The organism is Thermosynechococcus sp. QKsg1, from assembly GCF_031586415.1.
GTDB lineage: Bacteria > Cyanobacteriota > Cyanobacteriia > Thermosynechococcales > Thermosynechococcaceae > Thermosynechococcus.
Window position 1 is genome coordinate 596,856 of sequence record NZ_CP134200.1, and the last position, 14,485, is coordinate 611,340.

At 53.9% G+C, this 14,485-nt stretch carries 13 protein-coding genes and 1 tRNA gene; 8 read left to right on the top strand and 6 right to left on the bottom strand.

Annotation, left to right across the window (positions count from 1 at the left end; genetic code table 11):
• Positions 1 to 40 precede the first annotated feature (40 nt).
• The 5 genes from argJ to RHP47_RS03005 all read right to left on the bottom strand — a co-directional run bounded on the left by argJ (position 41) and on the right by RHP47_RS03005 (position 7,643).
• Positions 41 to 1,300, bottom strand: coding sequence for a bifunctional glutamate N-acetyltransferase/amino-acid acetyltransferase ArgJ (argJ, locus tag RHP47_RS02985; RefSeq protein ID WP_286626534.1), 1,260 nt, complete (start codon positions 1,298 to 1,300; stop codon positions 41 to 43).
• Between the two features lie 80 nt (positions 1,301 to 1,380).
• Positions 1,381 to 1,968 (bottom strand): Uma2 family endonuclease, encoded by a 588-nt coding sequence (locus tag RHP47_RS02990; protein ID WP_149818039.1) that lies wholly within the window; start codon positions 1,966 to 1,968, stop codon positions 1,381 to 1,383.
• A gap of 6 nt (positions 1,969 to 1,974) precedes the next feature.
• Positions 1,975 to 5,010, bottom strand: coding sequence for a phosphoenolpyruvate carboxylase (gene ppc / locus RHP47_RS02995; protein WP_302679815.1), 3,036 nt, complete (start codon positions 5,008 to 5,010; stop codon positions 1,975 to 1,977).
• A 102-nt stretch (positions 5,011 to 5,112) separates the two neighbouring features.
• Positions 5,113 to 6,612 (bottom strand): DUF3352 domain-containing protein, encoded by a 1,500-nt coding sequence (locus tag RHP47_RS03000; protein ID WP_310841014.1) that lies wholly within the window; start codon positions 6,610 to 6,612, stop codon positions 5,113 to 5,115.
• Between the two features lie 26 nt (positions 6,613 to 6,638).
• Positions 6,639 to 7,643, bottom strand: coding sequence for a phosphoribulokinase (locus RHP47_RS03005; protein ID WP_149818046.1), 1,005 nt, complete (start codon positions 7,641 to 7,643; stop codon positions 6,639 to 6,641).
• A 210-nt stretch (positions 7,644 to 7,853) separates the two neighbouring features.
• On the opposite strand from RHP47_RS03005, the gene RHP47_RS03010 reads away from it, so the two are divergent.
• The 5 genes from RHP47_RS03010 (at position 7,854) to RHP47_RS03030 (ending at position 10,506) form a co-directional block, all read left to right on the top strand.
• Positions 7,854 to 8,036: a 50S ribosomal protein L32 gene (locus RHP47_RS03010; protein WP_024124949.1), complete on the top strand. Its 183-nt coding sequence runs from the start codon at positions 7,854 to 7,856 to the stop codon at positions 8,034 to 8,036.
• 3 nt (positions 8,037 to 8,039) lie between these two features.
• Positions 8,040 to 8,213, top strand: coding sequence for a hypothetical protein (locus RHP47_RS03015; RefSeq protein WP_149818048.1), 174 nt, complete (start codon positions 8,040 to 8,042; stop codon positions 8,211 to 8,213).
• A 24-nt stretch (positions 8,214 to 8,237) separates the two neighbouring features.
• Entirely contained in the window at positions 8,238 to 9,020 is a 783-nt protein-coding gene (crtG, locus tag RHP47_RS03020) for a 2,2'-beta-hydroxylase CrtG (protein ID WP_149818050.1), read from the top strand.
• Positions 9,021 to 9,091: 71 nt separating this feature from the next.
• Positions 9,092 to 9,877, top strand: a complete 786-nt coding sequence (locus RHP47_RS03025; RefSeq protein ID WP_286626541.1) for a hypothetical protein — start codon at positions 9,092 to 9,094, stop codon at positions 9,875 to 9,877.
• Between the two features lie 110 nt (positions 9,878 to 9,987).
• Positions 9,988 to 10,506: a hypothetical protein gene (locus tag RHP47_RS03030; RefSeq protein WP_149818054.1), complete on the top strand. Its 519-nt coding sequence runs from the start codon at positions 9,988 to 9,990 to the stop codon at positions 10,504 to 10,506.
• Here the strand turns inward: RHP47_RS03030 and RHP47_RS03035 are convergent.
• A complete protein-coding gene (locus RHP47_RS03035) occupies positions 10,483 to 12,720 on the bottom strand; it encodes a cation-translocating P-type ATPase (RefSeq protein WP_286626542.1) in 2,238 nt (745 codons plus the stop codon). The genes RHP47_RS03030 and RHP47_RS03035 overlap by 24 nt on opposite strands.
• A gap of 138 nt (positions 12,721 to 12,858) precedes the next feature.
• Between RHP47_RS03035 and RHP47_RS03040 the strand changes: the two genes are divergently transcribed.
• From RHP47_RS03040 to RHP47_RS03050, 3 genes are all read left to right on the top strand, one after another.
• On the top strand, positions 12,859 to 13,458 hold the full coding sequence (locus RHP47_RS03040) for a Uma2 family endonuclease (protein ID WP_149818057.1): 600 nt from the start codon (positions 12,859 to 12,861) through the stop codon (positions 13,456 to 13,458).
• Between the two features lie 94 nt (positions 13,459 to 13,552).
• Positions 13,553 to 14,335: an ABC transporter permease gene (locus RHP47_RS03045; protein ID WP_149818059.1), complete on the top strand. Its 783-nt coding sequence runs from the start codon at positions 13,553 to 13,555 to the stop codon at positions 14,333 to 14,335.
• Between the two features lie 66 nt (positions 14,336 to 14,401).
• Positions 14,402 to 14,473 (top strand) — tRNA-Thr (locus RHP47_RS03050).
• The last annotated feature ends 12 nt before the right edge of the window (positions 14,474 to 14,485 follow it).

The following is a 14,485-nucleotide window of genomic DNA, read 5'->3' on the forward strand; positions in this document are numbered from 1 at the left end:
GGCGTGGGGACACCCCTGTGTTCGTTGCCGAGCTGTAGGACTAGGTGGTGTACTCGGCATTAATTTTAACGTAATCATAGCTGAGATCACAGCCCCAAGCGACACCTCGACCACTGCCATGACCAATACTGACTTCAATCACCACCGGATGGTCGAGGGACTGCTGGCCACTGGGATCGCTACTAGCGGCGGCTTGATTGACTAAGTAGGCATTGGCAGCGGCGCGATCGAAGGGTAAGGGTTGACCGTGGCGCATCATGGCAATCCCCCCAAGGGAAATGGCCAGATTACTGGCATCAAAGGGCACCCCAGCGCGGCCAGCAGCGGCGGCAATGCGTCCCCAGTTGGGATCCCGTCCATAGATGGCTGATTTGACGAGCATTGAACCCGCAATGGTTCTGGCCACTTGACGGGCAGCGGCATCATCACTAGCACCACTCACCTGAACTTCAATGAGACAGGTCGCCCCCTCGCCATCACGGGCGATCGCCTTCGCTAAATGGACACAGACCGCCGTTAACATTTCCTCAAGGCGGCTGGCCGCTGCGCCCGGCTCCGTAATCGCAGGGGTACGCGATTGTCCATTGGCCAAAGCAATCACACTGTCATTGGTGCTGGTATCACCATCAACGGTAATTTGATTGAAGGAGCGATCGCAGGCGCGTTGGAGCATCTCCTGCCACAGATGGGGCGACACAGCAGCATCGCAGGTAATAAAGGCCAGCATCGTTGCCATATTCGGGTGAATCATCCCTGACCCCTTGGCCATGCCACCAATGCGAATGGGCTGCCCCTCCCACTCGGCTTCGAGGGCAATTTGCTTGGGCACCAAGTCTGTGGTTAGAATGGCTCGGGCAGCCGCCTCTCCACCGCCATCACTCAAGTTTGCCGTTAGCGTTGGCAGCGCTTGGCGCATCTTTTCAAGGGGAATGGGTTGACCAATGACCCCCGTCGAAGCCACGAGCACCATCTCTGGACTCACCCCCAAGGCCGTTGCCACCATATCCGCTTGGGCTAAAACCGCCTGCCAGCCCTGTTCTCCCGTAGCCGCATTGGCCTGACCCGAATTACACAAAATCGCCTGCGCCGCTCCCTTCGTTTGTAACCGCTGACGACAGTAGGTGACAGGTGCCGCACACATGTGGTTCGTCGTAAATACCCCAGCGGCGATCGCCGGCACATCGGAAACAATCAAGGCCAAATCCAGTGCCCCTGAAGCTTTGAGTCCTGCCGCAATGCCCGCAGCTCGATAGCCTTTGGCGGCAGTCACACCACCCGTAATCCGTTGCCAGTGGCTCATAGCGTCGTCAATAAGAGAATCGTTGCGATTATATCAAGGGTCTTTCCCAAAACAGCGACTGTTAAGGTTTTTGCAGAAGTCTAGGGGAAAATACGACTCAAGGGGAGCTGTTGTTCAGTGATCGGCAGAGCGATCGCTCCCGTCGCGGGCACAATTCGCCGATTCAAATACCCAAAGGTTGTCGGTGTAATTTGCGCTGGTTCACTATAGGCTTCGAGAGTGCGATCCACCAAGTTAAAAAGCCAGTAGTGGGGAATCCCTGCCTCAGCATAGAGCATCAATTTCACAGTGCGATCGTACTCTAGGGAAGAGTCCGCCACCTCAATTAGCAATTGCACTGCCGCTGCTGTCGGATGCGCCGTGGCGTAATCATCCTCCCGATTGTCGACAAGGGTAATGTCTGGCTCAGGTTCACTGTGATCTGCAATTACAATCGGCGATTGACAGCGTAGGGTTGCCCGCTCACCCACCATTGGCATTAAGACCCGCAGGAGTCGGGTGATACAGGTTTCGTGGGCTGTCCCCTTAGCCGCCATCTTAATCAGTTCCCCCCGCACTAATTCGATGGGATCATCCTCGCCCAAAAAGCCGAGTTCAGCTAAACGGTGATAGTCCTCAATGCGGAAGTGCAGCGGGGATGGTGTTAATGTGCGGGTCGTCGGGTTCATGATTGTTTAGCCCGTATTGCGCATACCTGCCGCCACACCATTGATCGTCAAGAGAGCGCCCCGCAGCAACTCACCCCGGCCATAGCGGGAGCGGAGAATCGCCCCAGAGGTGGTTTGGCTGTTGTGCTGGCGTAGCCGTTTCAGGAGAGATACTTGCAGGAACCCCAAGGGAACAATGGTGCGATTGCGCAGTTGCACCGATCGCTGGAGCGCCGGATCCCCATCGAGTAGCCGCTCATGGCCAGTAATCGTGAGCACCAGTTCCGTGGTCAGGCGATGTTCCTGAGCAATCTGATCGTAGAGGCGGAAAAAGGCTTCACGGTTTTGGGGTTGGCTGAGTTCTTGGACATAGTAGCGGGCAATCTCTAGATCCACTTTGGCAAGGGTCATCTCAACTTTGGAGATCACCATGCGGAAGAAGGGCCATTTGTAGTAAAAGTAGCGCAACAGGGAGAGATGCTCAGCGGGTTTTTCCTCAAGGAATTCCTTCAGGGCAGTGCCCACACCATACCAAGCCGGCAGCAGGAAACGGGTTTGCGTCCAACTAAAGACCCAAGGAATTGCCCGCAAACTCTCAAGGGTTTTCTTACCTCCCCGCCGCGTGGGTCGGGAGCTAATTTGCAGTTGGCTAATTTCTTGAATCGGAGTAACTTCGTTAAAGAATTCAATGAATTCTGGCTGCTCATAGATGAGATGGCGATAGCATTGGCGCGATCGCGTGGCCAGCTCCTCCATAATCTCGTGCCAAGGCTCAATTTCATCAATACTACTGCGCAGCAAACTCGCCTGAATCACGGCTGTGGCCACTGTTTCGAGGTTAAAGAGCGCCAATTCCGGCAATGAGTATTTAGAGGCCAACACCTCGCCCTGCTCAGTAATCTTGATTCGTCCTTTGATCGTTTGCTCTGGCTGTGCCAAAATGGCTGCGTAGGCAGGCCCACCCCCCCGTCCCACAGAGCCACCCCGGCCGTGGAAAATCCGCAGTTGAAAGCCAAAGTTTTCCGCAATTTTTTGGAGCCGTTGTTGTGCCTTATAAATTTCCCAGTTGCTACTGAGGAAGCCCGAATCTTTGTTGCTGTCGGAATAGCCCAGCATCACCTCTTGCAGAAAGGGGGTACTGTGGCTGCCCAAATAGCTATGGCAAAAGGGCAAAGAAAAGAGTTCCGTCAGCACTGCGGGGGCGTGTTTGAGGTCTTCAACCGTCTCAAAGAGGGGAATCGCCTGTAGGGTACTGGTGCCTGTGGCGGGATCAAACAGTCCAGCCTCCTTGGCAAAGAGCAGCACCTCCAAGAGATCACTGACCTCGTGGCTCATGCTGATGATGTAGGTATTGCACAAATCCGTGCCAAACTCTTGTTGGAGTTGTCGCACCATACGGAACGTTTCAATGATTTCATTGGTGCGATCGCTAAAGGGGAGTTCCCCCGGAATCAAGGGGCGACGGGTGGAAAGTTCACTGAGGAGCCAGCGAGTGCGCTCCGTTTCCGACAATTCCGTATAGGGACAGGGGAGAATGCCCAAATAGGCGGTAATTTCATTAAGCGCCTCAGCGTGACAGGTGCTTTCTTGGCGAATATCCAAGGCTGCCAAATTAAAGCCAAAAACCTCCACTTGGCAAATCAAATCATCCAGTTCGCGGCAGGCCAGTCCCGTTTCCTTCAGGTTACGCTGAATCAGCAGCAGCTCTGCCAAGAATTCTTGACCGTGGCGGTAAAACTGTCCATTATTTAGCTCTTCCGCATCATTGCGGCGAATGCAGTAGGTTTGCAGCGCTCGGTTGCGATCGCGGGTATTTTGCAGCCGTTTGAGCACATAGGTGAGTTTCAGACGGTAGGGTTCCTGCCGATAGCGCACCGCATACTGGTCATAGACGCTAGGGAGTTGCCGTTGATCCTGCTCAAGGGAATCCAGTAAATCCGGCAGCACATCACACCAGTGCAGGGACAAGCTCAGCAGATTAATCAACCGCTCAACGGATTTAATGTACTCCTCAAGAACTAAGTTGCGCTGATAGCAGGCGGTTTGCCACGTCACTTCCGGTGTCACGTAGGGATTGCCATCGCGATCGCCCCCCACCCAAGAGCCAAAGCGACAGAAATTGTGCCGCGGGGGCTGCAAATAGGGAAATGTTTCATGGAGCGATTGCTCAAGGCGGCGATAGAGCTTGGGAATGACGGCAAAAATGACCTCTTTGAAGTAGTGGAGCGTGTATTCCACCTCATCGAGCACTTCGGGCTTAAATTGGTGCAATTCATCGGTGCGCCACCAGAGGCGAATTTCTTCCATCAGTTGTGCCCGCAGGGTTTGGACATTCCAGTCTGTCAGGTGCGGAGAAGCCCCCTCTAGCACATCCAGTTGCTCGAGTAAGCGGGCAACCCGCCGCTGCTTATCGCGAATCGTTTGCCGCACAATTTCCGTCGGGTGAGCGGTAAAAACCAGCTTAATGTCGAGTTGATCCAGCAGCTTTTGAATATGGCGCGGCGGTACATTCAGTGTATGCAGCCACGGAAAAAGCCAAGCAAAAGAACCATACTGCTGAGTGGCCGGAATGGCTTCGTAGAGACTATGCTCTAGGCGTTCACTCGGCCCACTGCGCACGTCCGTTGCATTGGCAGCATTATGGGGCAAGGGAAAGCCTTCACCACTGACACCGGAAATCGGTTCACTCATGACACTGCGGCGTTGCAATCCCTCTTGGGCAGCTCGTTCACGATTATATTGTTGCTCGTAGTGCTGCTCGACAATGTTGATAATTTGAAAGTACAGGTTAAAGGCACGGGCAGCGCGAATCGCTTGATTCAGTTCTAGGGACTCAATGACCTTCAGGAGTTCTCCCTCTGGGGCATGGAGGGCATGACCTTCCGGCGAAGAGAGGGCACCCAAGCGCCGCAGTAGATCAACTAATTCCTGACCCGATTCTGCCGCCAAGACATCTACCAAGACCTCTTCCACCAGTCGCAAACGTGCCTGTAGGGTGCGAGCTGCTAAACTTTCACTTTCAATCAAGCGATCGCGATTGGTCGCATCGAGGACTGATGTCATATTTACCCCAGTCTGCAAACATAATACTCCCTACTTTACCCAATCCTGAGCTAGGGCAGTACAACAATTGATAACAGGCGTATTAAGGATTTGTTAACAGTTCTAATCTTTTTTGCTGCTGAGAATCAGTTCTAGGTGTTGCAAGCGATCGCGCACGCCATAATTCACCAAAGTCATGCTTTGCAGACGTTCCAGCCAACCAGCACTAATGCCATTGAGATACTGAAGTAGCGGCCAACGCTGGCTCAAGGGAGCAAATAGCTGTGGCCAACGGGCATAGACCAGCCCACGAATCCCTTGCCGCTGTCGCAGGAGGTTCTCCGGCAGCCAAGACACGTTTTTATGCTGGCTAGGGGACAGTACCGATAGGGAGGATGCCAAGATCAGGCGATCGCCCCGTTGCTCATAGGCCGCGGCCACATCAGAGACCAAGCCTTCACTGGTCTGCGGGTCAAGAATTAATTTCACCCAAGCAGTGACGGGTTCTTTATTCAAGACCAAGCGATTCACCGCATAGCCATTGGCCCGGGCAAGATCATCCAATTGTTGCAGCACAGTTGCCGCCTCTGGGGTATTGCGCGTCTGCCACCACCATTGCCACTGTTCATCGCCTTGGCGCCAAAGGGCAAGGCTAAAGCGATCGCTGGCCAAGGGAAAAATTTGCCTCGTCACGTCCAGCGGTATCTCTGCCGTCAAATCCCGCAGCAGTTGGCTGGCAATCTCATCCCCTTGGGGCGTTCTGCCAAAGCGGTAGTCTGCCAAAGCCTTGGTGAGTTGGCTATAGCCCTCTGGCAAGTGGGAACCCGCAACCACCACCGTCGGCATCGGTTCTTGGGCACGGAGGAACTCAAGGTCAAGGGGATCAGCCGCCAATGTCGGATCACTGGTGCGGTGCAGCAGCGTTTCCAGATGCAGCTCGTTGTTTTGCGCCTTCACAGCCAACAGCAGGCGATCGTAGGTGGGTGCCAGTTCACGATCCTCACGACTTAGGGATTGCAGGTTGGCATAGTAGAGGGCCGTAGGTTGAGCGTCTAATTGAGGTCGCGCCGCTTGATAAAAGCTCAAACCCGCCAGATTGCCATCCCCAATCACCGCTGACCCCAAGCTAGCGATCATGGTCTCCACATCGGCAGCGAGGAGCAGGCGATCGCCCAGCCGTGCCGTCACCAAGTCCTTACCCACTTGGAGGGGGATATTTTGATAGACTTGCGCCTCAAAAGGATGGCTCTGCCAGTAGGTCTCTAAGAAAGCCGTTGCTGCGTCTGGGCGCTTCAGGGGCAGAATCCACAACTGCCGCGGGGATGGACACACTTCAGAACAGGGGAACTGGGCAACCGTCACCCCCTCTCCTACCCAAGTACTGACCTCAGACCACGACCAGCCCCAATCAGCCAGTTGGGATGTCCAAAAACGCTCCCAAAAAAAGCGCAGCGGATCGCTACTGGGACGTTGATTGAGCTTGAGGACACTCTGGGCTTGGCGGGGGACAAAGATCAGGTCATCGCTATCGGCAGCGAAGGCTGGCTGGCCACAGGTTAGAACCCACCAGCAGAGGATAAAGACCAAAAACGATGACCATAGCGATCGATGGTGCGGTTGCATCAGTGCCCTCAATGTGGCAGGCCAAATTAGCGGTTGGTGACAGTGGCCACATCCCGCGAGGTCAAGCGCTCATAGGTCGCCCGCATTTTCAGCCCCGTCAGCACTTGGAACAGACCCGAACCATTATCGGAACCCGGATAGTCACGGTGCTTCAGCAGCAGTTCCGTCATTTCACCATAGTGCTTGGTGGAGGTATTGCTCAGGTGACTTTCGATGTAGATCAGTTCATCGAGTTTTTCAAAGCGACCGTCCACTTCTAACACCGAAACGGGGTGACCATAGTATTCATCGGGGCCATAGCTGAGGCGGATGCCCGGATAAGAGCAGGTGAGCTTACGACCGCAGGGAATCCAAGTAATCGTGGAGCCTTCATCAAAAAGATAGACTGGCTCAAAGCCAGGGATGCCTTCCCGTTGCAGCATCCGTACCCGCAGGATATTGCCGACTTTTTCCTCTTTGACCAACTGGGTCGGCAGAATTTGCAAGACCACGTCAGCGTACTGCTTTTGGGGATCGATATAGGCCATGAAGTCGGGGCGACGGGCATTGATCGAGGCAATCACGTCTTCGTAGCTGTGACCCCGCTCGGCCATGTCGCGCTTGATCTTCCAAGCAATTTTTACATCGTCGCTGATGTCGAGATAGACACTAAAGTCAATCAGCGATCGCACCCGTTCATCGTAAAGGGGATGCAGCCCTTCAATCACAATCACGTGGTTGGGATCAACCCTCTCTGGCGGATCAATCGTCCCCGTTTCGTGGTTGTAGATGGGTTTCATGATTGATTCGCCATTTTTGAGAGCCTTGATCTGCTCATACATCAGATCAAAGTTGTTGGCGCGGGGATCAAGAGCTGTAATCCCCGTTTCTTTCCGCTGCTTGCGATCCAGACTGTGATAGTCATCCAAGCAAATCACAGTCATAAACTCTTCGCCAAACAGATCGGCCAGTCGGCGCAAAAACGTTGATTTACCACAGCCGGAGTCTCCAGCAACGCCGATGAGAACCACACGGTCTGGCTTACTGCTCATAGCTGACGATTCCCTTTGCTCGTAGAAGTGGACATCCCCTGATGGGGTGGTTCAGTATTCCCTTACTGATATTACAAGGGTGGTGTCCCTCTGTGATAGTTTTTTGGGCAAAAAGAGGAACATTGCCCTCCATAGGGGGGATTGGTGGTTGCCCTAGGGAAGCGTTTGGGATATACTAGTAGATTGCGAAAGTTAGTCCTAGGGATCATCATGGCCTGCCCCAAGAAAAAAACCTCGAAGTCCAAGCGCAGTATGCGCCGTGCGGTCTGGAAGCGCCAAGCTGCCCTTCAAGCGCAACGTGCCCTTTCCATTGGCAAGTCTATTTTGACCGAGCGCGCCCAAGGCTTCTACTTCCCTGAAGCTGAAGAAGAAAACGAAGACGAGCAGGAGTAATCCATGGCCACTCCCACGGAGCCAAGCCGCACCCCAAAACTGGAAACCCCCAAGTACGGCTTTAATACTTTTGCTGAGCGGATCAATGGTCGTGCTGCTATGGTTGGTCTTGTGGCGCTTTTGTTATGGGAATATTGGACAGGAGAGGGCTTGCTCCACTGGTTGGGCTGGGTCTAGGGGACGCATTTAGCACTTGTTTGCATGATTCCCTACAACCTCAGTGACCCCCGCCTCTTTGGCATTATGGTTGGGGTCATGTTTTTGATGGTGGTCAGCCGCCTCGTGCTGGTGGCCGGCTTTTTTTCGCTTGTATATGTGGTGGCTCGCTGGACGCCCCTGAGGAAACGGCGGGTCAATTTGCGCCCCTACCAGCGGGGGCAGTTTTGGCAGGAGTTTGGCTGGTCGTTGGTGACAGCGGCTATTTTTGCGTTGGCGGGGGCGATCGCCGCAGTGATGTGGCAGCGGGGCTGGACAGCCGTTTATCTAGAGTTAAATTCCCTTTGGGACTACATTTACTTTCCCTTGAGTATTGGCCTTGTGCTGCTGCTTCACGAAACCTATTACTATTGGCTCCATCGCTGGATGCACCAACCGAAAATTTATCGCCGTGTCCATCGGGTGCATCACCATAGCATTGTGGCCTCGCCTTGGACGGCCTTTTCATTTCACCCGTGGGAAGCGTTCCTACAGGCCATTTTCCTGCCGCTGATTATTGTGCTTGTGCCGCTGCACCCCTACGCGATCGTGATTCAGCTCAGCCTGATGACGGTCTCCAGTGTGATTAACCATTTGAATTTAGAGATTTATCCCCGTGGCTTTGCCGAGCATTGGTTGGGGCAGTGGTTGATTGGCGCCACCCACCACAGTTTGCACCACAGTCAATTTCGCTGTAACTATGGCCTCTATTTCACCTTTTGGGATCGGTGGCTGGGAACAGAGAGCCGCGATTACCTGCCCCTGTTTCGCGATCGCACCCAAGGCTAAGGCAACGATGAATTCTGCATAGGCCAATCGGCGAAGGCGTAGGACGGTTTGTCTGGTTCAGTGGCAGTGAGATGGTCAAGGCACTTTCCTTTCCGATGATGGCGGAGCGGCAACATCCGCTGATCCAACCGCTACTCACCCTTTCCGATGAGGAGTTGATCAAGGCCTTTCAAGATGAGCGCGATCGCGGCTGCTACTTTGTTGCCCTTTATTGTCGCTATGCCGCTCTTGTCTATAGTGTGCTGCAACACCACGGGCGATCGCCAGTACAGGTGGACTATCTTTTTGCCAAGGTGTGGCACGGGTTATTTTTCAGCTTTGACCTTGTGGAGTTTACCCCTGAGGGCGTGAAAGTGGGTGACGAGGAAGCTCGCTCCCTGCGCAATTGGATTGTCAACCGCACCGCTACCCTGATTCAAGAGGAACTCCCCGGCATTGAGCACATTACCTATGTCCTGCAGGATGCGCCACCTCCGCTCTGGTGTTACTTGGAAGCCAGCCTTGCCTACCTCAATCCCCTTAGCCGCTTGGTGGTGGTGACCACCCAGACCTTTCACTGGAGCCTTGAGCGCCTGCGTGCCTACCTAGAAGTTCAAGGAGAAACCTACAGCCTTGAGGAACTCAACCAGCATTTAGAAGAGGGGCTAGTACGCATCGCGGAGTATCTGCCGCCGGATATTCGCCAAATTTACTTAATGCCCGATCTCGCTTCAGAGGAATCCCCCACCGTTCAACCCACTCTCGAAGAACTCTTTCCCAATAGCGTTGAGGAAGTGGGCACCCACCTTGAGAGTAACCCGACGGACGCTAGTATTGATAACCTACTGGCAGAGTGGGAGCGGATTCTCTCCAGCTAAGATTATTTTTCCACAGATGAATCTCACAACGATCTGGGATGCCCCCAAGACCGTCCCTTGTATGCTAGACTCAATTTGTTGAGAAAAATTTCTAACAAGGTCTGACATTCATGGGTCTGGGTGTTATTGATTTGCCGACATTTTGCCTTGAGGGCACTGTCGAAGAAGTCTTTTATAAGAAGGGGCGACCCAAAGTCGTGATTCTAAAAACCGCCACAGGAACGGTCTGGATTAAGCTAGAAAAGTCCCTGCGCCGTGAGTTACAGCAAGTTCCCACGGTGGGCGATCGCCTGCGGCTAGAAGGAACGATCAGCGATAAGTACGATGGCTGGGTCAAGCAATACAAGGCCAGTCATTTAGAATTTTTAGCAACGGCTCAACCCTCAGCGGCAAAGCGTTCTCAGCCCTGTAAGGTGCTCATTTGTCAAAAATCCTCCTGCTGTCGGCGGGGTGCCAAGGAACTGTGGCAAGAGCTAGAGGCACAACAGCTCCCCATTGCCCTGAAGGCGACGGGCTGTATGGGGGAATGCAAACGGGGGCCAGCGGTGGTTGTCCTGCCCCACAAGAAACGGCTGACCCGCGCCAATGCCCAACAGATTCGCGAGCTAGTTTGCTCGACTGAGGCTTAGGGAATTCAGGACAACGGCAATCGAACTCACGGCCATACAAGCGGCAGCAATTCCGGGGGTGAGACTGAGGCCCCATAGGGGTAATCCAACACCGGCTGCAAGGGGTAAACCGACGATATTGTAGGCCACTGCCCAAAGAAGATTCTGCTGAATTTTGCGGAAGGTGGCGCGGCTAAGGCTCAGCACAGCGAGCACATCCTCTAGATGATTGCGGGTGAGGATAATATCCGCTGCTTCAATGGCCACCTCTGTACCCGTACCAAGGCTAATCCCCACCTGAGCTGCCGTTAGAGCTGGCGCATCATTCATGCCATCCCCGACCATGGCCACGGTTTTGCCTTGGGCTTGCCAACCTTCAATGAGGGCGAGCTTTTGTTGCGGCTGAAGATCGGTGTGCAGATGCGTTGGCGGTAGGCCAAGAGGTTCTAGGAGTTGCTGTGCGGCTTTGGCCGTGTCTCCCGTCAGGACATGGATCGCATAGCCTTGGGCTTGCAGGGCTTGAACGGTGCTCACTGCCTCTGGGCGCAGGCGATCGCGAAAGGTCACAACGGCAATCAACTGGCGATCGCAGGCCAAGGCCACATGGGTTTCCACTTCTAGGGAAGGACAGTCAACCCCCTGATCACGCAGCCAACTGAGGCGACCTGCCTGATAGTAATGCCCCTCAATCCAACCGCTGATCCCCAGTCCGAGGGCAGTTTCCACCTCTGTCACCGTTGCTAGCTCTGTTGTCTGGCCGGTCGCAGCCCACGCCTTCTGAATCGCCACTGCAAGGGGATGGCGACTCTCGCGCTCTAAACTGGCTAGCAGATACAGCACTTCCTCTGAAAAGTAATGACCATAGAGGTTGATCTCGGCCACTGCCAGTTCACCGGTCGTCAGTGTGCCCGTCTTATCAAACACAATCGTGTCCAACTGCTGACTGTGCTCAAGAACATCACCGCCTCGAATAATTAAGCCTTTGGCAGCGGCGTGACTGGTGCCCACAAGCAGCGCGATCGGGGTGGCAAGGCCAAGGGCACAGGGACAGGCAATCACCAGAACACTCAAGGCTAGCTTTAAGGGCAATAGGGGTGTGCTATTGGTCATTTCTGGGAAGAAATGGGGGGCGATCGCGCTCCAAAACAGAGCCGTTGCTGCTGCCAAGGCTAGCACCCCATAGCCAAAATAGCCGGCCACCACATCCGCCATTTGCTGCACCGGTGCTTTGCGATTTTGTGCCTGCACCACGAGGTCTAGAATCTGCCCCAAAAATGAGGCACGACCACAGCGTTCCACCCGTAGGGTGACCGCAGCACCAACATTGCGACTGCCCGCCAGAACGGATGCCCCCACCCCCTTGGCCACCGGTAAAGATTCCCCTGTGAGCATGGATTCATCCACCAGGGTTTCCCCGGTCACAATCGTGCCATCGGCAGGAAAGGGTTCTCCAGCATCTACCCACAGCCAGTCCCCGACTTGGATACGACTGACGGGAATGGGCCAGCGATCGCTAGCAGTCAAACTGGGTTGCCATAGCGCCTGTTGTGGCTGAAGCGCAAGGAGCGATCGCAAGTCCCGTTGTGCCTGTTGACGTACCCGTTGCTCCAGCGATCGCCCCAGCAAAATAAAGCCAAGGATCATCACCGGTTCATCAAAGAAACACGCCCAGCCCAAGGCCGGCCACAGCCACGCCACCGTACTAATGAGGTAAGCCCCCAAGGCGCCAAGAGCCACCAGCGTATTCATATTCGGGCGACGTTGGAACAGGCCTATCATTCCTTCCCGCAGAATCTCCCACCCCGGTAGGACAAGGGCAATGGTTGCTAGCCCCCAATGCCAGATCATCGCCTCTAACATGGGCCAGTGCCCCGGCAGCAGATCAATCCCGTGGCCGACACTAGAGAGAACAAGGAGCACAAGGGCGATCGCTAACCTTGGCAAAGAGGTTTCCTCAGAGGCCGTGGGCAGTTCCAAAAGGGCATTGGCTTCTGCGAGGGTGGCTTGAAAGCGGCCTTGGTTTAAGCTCTCGACAATGGCACTGGGGGTTGTCTCAGCGGGGGAATAGGTGACAACGGCGGTTCCCGTGACCAGATTGACTGCCGCAGCATCTACGCCCGGCTGCTCTTTTAACTGATTTTCCAGCGATCGCACGCAGCCAGCACAACGCAAGCCGCTCACCCGCAGGATGGCTACCTCAGGGGCGTGAGAATCAACACTTGAACTTAGGGACACGTCGCACCCTCTCCAAAAAGAACTACGTTCAATCTCCTAACTGCGTCCCCACCGCCTATTGTGGCACGTTGGCTTTGGGATGTCAGGGAAAGGGCGAGCTATGCTAAAGGAGTGAGGTTTTCACGAGAAATACAGAGAATGGTGACTGCCAAGGAGACGGGCGATCGCTATTTCACACCAGAAGAATACTTCGCGTGGGAAGAGCAGCAGTTAGAAAAGCATGAGTTGATTGATGGTCGCGTCTATGCAATGGCAGGTGGTAGTAAGAACCACAGCATCATTAAACTGAACTTCGGCAATCTGATTAAACCCCATCTACGGGGTCGTGGGTGTCAGGTATTTAACTCTGACTTGAGGGTGAATATCCTTCATACGACCAACTTTACTTATCCTGATCTGAGTGTCACCTGTGACGATCGCGATCGCCAGAGTCCCTTTTTCATCACTTATCCCTGTCTCATTGTTGAAGTGCTCTCACCCGCCACCGAGGCCTACGATCGCGGCAAAAAGTTTGATCTCTACCGTCGTAACCCCAACCTCGTGGATTATGTGCTCGCTAGCTCAGAGGAAATGGCGATCGACATTTACCAGAAAAATGAGGTGGGGGATTGGCTGCTGCGCTGCTACCGCGCGGGCGATCGCGTTGAGTTGAGGAGCATTGACCTCAAAGTGCCTATTGAACAGTTTTATGAAGACGTTGACCTCTCTGCCCCCGCCGTAGATACCACTGCTCCGTGAAACAGCAAGCGGCTCTCCCTATGAACGCCGAGGCTATCGAAAAAGCAAAATTGGGTATTCTTTGAGAGGAGAGTAAATTCAAGGGGTACCAGACATGTTGCCGTTAACGGTGAGTCGCCTCTGGACAATTAGCCGTAATGTTTTCAATGAAATACTGCGGGAGCGGGTTCTTTACGTCACTGCTGTTTTTGCCATTGGCCTAGCCTTAGCGGTTGTGATTTTGGGACAGGTGTCAGCAGGCACCCAAGACAAAATTAGCCTTGATGTGGGAATGGCAGGAATTTCTCTCTTTGGCTTGCTGATTGCTGCCTTTGTCGGGGGTGGTTTGCTCAATAAAGAGATAGAAAAGCGCACGATCTTAGTGATGTTGGCGAAACCCATCAGCCGTGCGGAATTTATTATTGGCAAACATTTGGGCCTATCGGCGGTTCTGCTGGTACTGGTGGCACTGATGACGCTGATTCTGTTTATTCTGATGAGCTTGAATCAGTTTGCCTATCCCGCTGGCCCTTTGATGGTGACCTCTTTCTATATTGCGCTGCAACTCGCTCTCTTGACGGCAGCCGCTTTGCTTTTTGGCAGTTTCACTAGTTCATTGATTGCCACGCTGCTAACGGTGGCACTGTACTTTATGGGGCACTTTAGCCAAAATCTGGTGATCCTCAGCCAAAAGATGGAGAGTGATGCCGTACGGCAACTGATGCAGTTTCTCTATCTGATCTTTCCCGATTTATCCCGCTTGGATTTTAAGAATACAGCGGTCTATGGCATGCTGCCCTCTGTACCGGAACTCGTGGCCAATGCCTTCTATGGCGTGATTTATACGGTAGCACTGCTGGCGATCGCCACTTGGATTTTCTCTCGTCGCAATTTTTAGCAAAAACTCGCAGCCAACTGTGCAATTGTTCCCCCAATGGGCTATGATAAAGCTCTGGGAATTTTTGCCCGTGTAGCTCAGTGGTAGAGCACACCCTTGGTAAGGGTGAGGCCACGAGTTCAATCCTCGTCACGGGCTTTGTTTGGCAAA

Excerpts from the sequence above, each read along its gene's own strand:
- argJ (WP_286626534.1), bottom strand. The coding sequence starts at position 1,300 with ATGAGCCACTGGCAACGGATTACGGGTGGTGTGACTGCCGCCAAAGGC.
- RHP47_RS02990 (WP_149818039.1), bottom strand. The coding sequence starts at position 1,968 with ATGAACCCGACGACCCGCACATTAACACCATCCCCGCTGCACTTCCGC.
- ppc (WP_302679815.1), bottom strand. The coding sequence starts at position 5,010 with ATGACATCAGTCCTCGATGCGACCAATCGCGATCGCTTGATTGAAAGT.
- RHP47_RS03000 (WP_310841014.1), bottom strand. The coding sequence starts at position 6,612 with ATGCAACCGCACCATCGATCGCTATGGTCATCGTTTTTGGTCTTTATC.
- RHP47_RS03005 (WP_149818046.1), bottom strand. The coding sequence starts at position 7,643 with ATGAGCAGTAAGCCAGACCGTGTGGTTCTCATCGGCGTTGCTGGAGAC.
- RHP47_RS03010 (WP_024124949.1), top strand. The coding sequence starts at position 7,854 with ATGGCCTGCCCCAAGAAAAAAACCTCGAAGTCCAAGCGCAGTATGCGC.
- RHP47_RS03015 (WP_149818048.1), top strand. The coding sequence starts at position 8,040 with ATGGCCACTCCCACGGAGCCAAGCCGCACCCCAAAACTGGAAACCCCC.
- crtG (WP_149818050.1), top strand. The coding sequence starts at position 8,238 with ATGATTCCCTACAACCTCAGTGACCCCCGCCTCTTTGGCATTATGGTT.
- RHP47_RS03025 (WP_286626541.1), top strand. The coding sequence starts at position 9,092 with ATGGTCAAGGCACTTTCCTTTCCGATGATGGCGGAGCGGCAACATCCG.
- RHP47_RS03030 (WP_149818054.1), top strand. The coding sequence starts at position 9,988 with ATGGGTCTGGGTGTTATTGATTTGCCGACATTTTGCCTTGAGGGCACT.
- RHP47_RS03040 (WP_149818057.1), top strand. The coding sequence starts at position 12,859 with ATGGTGACTGCCAAGGAGACGGGCGATCGCTATTTCACACCAGAAGAA.
- RHP47_RS03045 (WP_149818059.1), top strand. The coding sequence starts at position 13,553 with ATGTTGCCGTTAACGGTGAGTCGCCTCTGGACAATTAGCCGTAATGTT.